3 protein-coding genes are annotated in these 1,670 nt (G+C 74.9%); 2 read left to right on the top strand and 1 reads right to left on the bottom strand.

Going from position 1 to position 1,670, the window contains the following annotated elements:
- Both BZY54_RS47605 and BZY54_RS47610 read left to right on the top strand, forming a co-directional pair.
- On the top strand, positions 1–732 hold a 732-nt coding region (locus BZY54_RS47605; protein WP_107420020.1), incomplete at its 5' end, for a polysaccharide deacetylase family protein.
- A 91-nt stretch (positions 733–823) separates the two neighbouring features.
- Positions 824–1,030 carry a hypothetical protein gene (locus tag BZY54_RS47610; RefSeq protein ID WP_086731498.1) on the top strand — a complete coding sequence of 69 codons (207 nt, stop codon included), beginning with the start codon at positions 824–826 and terminating at the stop codon, positions 1,028–1,030.
- Here BZY54_RS47610 and BZY54_RS47615 read toward each other — a convergent pair.
- A partial coding sequence (locus BZY54_RS47615) for an ABC transporter (RefSeq protein ID WP_086731499.1) occupies positions 1,022–1,670 on the bottom strand: 649 nt, incomplete at its 5' end. The genes BZY54_RS47610 and BZY54_RS47615 overlap by 9 nt on opposite strands.

The following is a 1,670-nucleotide window of genomic DNA, read 5'->3' on the forward strand; positions in this document are numbered from 1 at the left end:
GCGAAGACGGGGGTCAGACCGCCGACCCTCGCCCCCGGCCCCGGCGGTCTGACCCCCGTCTTCGCCAACGGCCCGCGGACCGGAGGCAAGAAGGTCGCGTTCACCTTCGACGCCGACATGACCGCCGCCGAGGGACCGCGCGCGGCGGCGGGCGAGCACTTCGACAACCCGGCGCTCATCGCGGCCCTCCGCGCCCTGAAGGTCCCGGCCACCGTGTTCATGACGGGCCGGTGGGCGGAGCAGTACCCGGACGAGGCCCGCTCCATCGGCAACGACCCCCTGTTCGAGCTCGGCAACCACTCCTACAGCCACTACGCGTTCACGGGCGACTGCCACGGCCTGCCCACCGTCGGCGCGGACCGGATGCGCTCGGACGTGGAGCGGGCGTACACCGCGTTCCGCAAGGCGGGCGTGCGGCACGCGATGCCGTACTTCCGCTTCCCCGGCGGCTGCTACGACAAGCAGGCGCTGCGCGCGCTGAGCGGCCTGCGCGTCACCGCCGTGCAGTGGGACGTGGTGAGCGGGGACGCCTTCGCCACGGACGCGGACGCCGTGGCCCGGCAGGTGCTGGGCGGGGTGAAGCCCGGTTCGGTGGTGATCATGCACTGCACCCGCAGCGCGGCCCCGACGACCGAGCGCGTCGTACGGGCGGTGGTGCCGGAGCTGCGCAAGGAGGGCTACCGCTTCGTGAAGGTGTCCGACATGATCGGGGCGGCGACCGGCCGCTCGTGACCGTTCGTGGCGGTGCCTGCCGGTTCACGGCGACGGCACGCGCCCGTTCATGGCGGGTCCCTGGCGATCGCCGCCGACCTAGGCTGGAGCCATGAGCGAGGACGACGAGGACCGCACCGCCGATGCCGGCGGCTACTGCCTGATCGACGCCACCAGGCCACCCAGGGCCGACGGCCCGCCGTACGCGGAGTGCGTGCTGTGCCGCGAACCGACCGAGTACCCGGAGTCGTACAAGGGGATCACTCTCTGCCCGGTCTGCGAGTGGCAGGAGGCGCAGCGCACGGCCTGCTCAGGGTGATCTCCGCGCGGTGAGCGCACAGCACACGGCGGCCGCGACGGCCGCGACGACCGCCGCCCCGGCCAGCGGCAGCAGCGGCAGCGGGACGCGGCCCGAGCGCGAACCGGTGACCAGGCCGCTGACGGCCGCCTGCGCCGGTGAGCCAGTGGTCACCACCGACACCAGCGCCGCCAGCAGCATCGCGGGTACCGCGCGGCCGGTCGAGCGCAGCACGGGCCGGTTCGTGACCGCGCCGACGGCCGTCCCGAGCAGCGCGCAGACCAGCGCTGCGAGCAGCCCGGACCCGCCGGCGTGCAGCAGGGGCACCTGGACGCGGTGGTCGGCACTGGCCGGGTCGCTGATCGAGGTGACGACCACGGTGGCGGCCGTGCCCAGGAGCACGGAAGCCGCCAGTGCCACGAGCAGACAGGCCAGATGCGCCCGCCCGGGTCCGGCCGCCGCCGCGACACACGTACGGGCCGCCGGCGGCTCTCCCGTGACGCAGATCCGCACCAGCCAGGCGGCGACGGGCAGCAGGGCGGCGGCCGCGTAACCGGCCGAGTCGAGCACCGGCTGGCCGCCCTGCACGCCGACGGCGAGGAACGCCGCGTAGAGGACGAACGGCGGCAGCCACCGCTGCGAGCGCAGGAGCAGGGCGGCC

Origin of the sequence: Streptomyces carpinensis, assembly GCF_002154505.1 — a bacterium.
Lineage (GTDB): Bacteria > Actinomycetota > Actinomycetes > Streptomycetales > Streptomycetaceae > Streptomyces > Streptomyces carpinensis.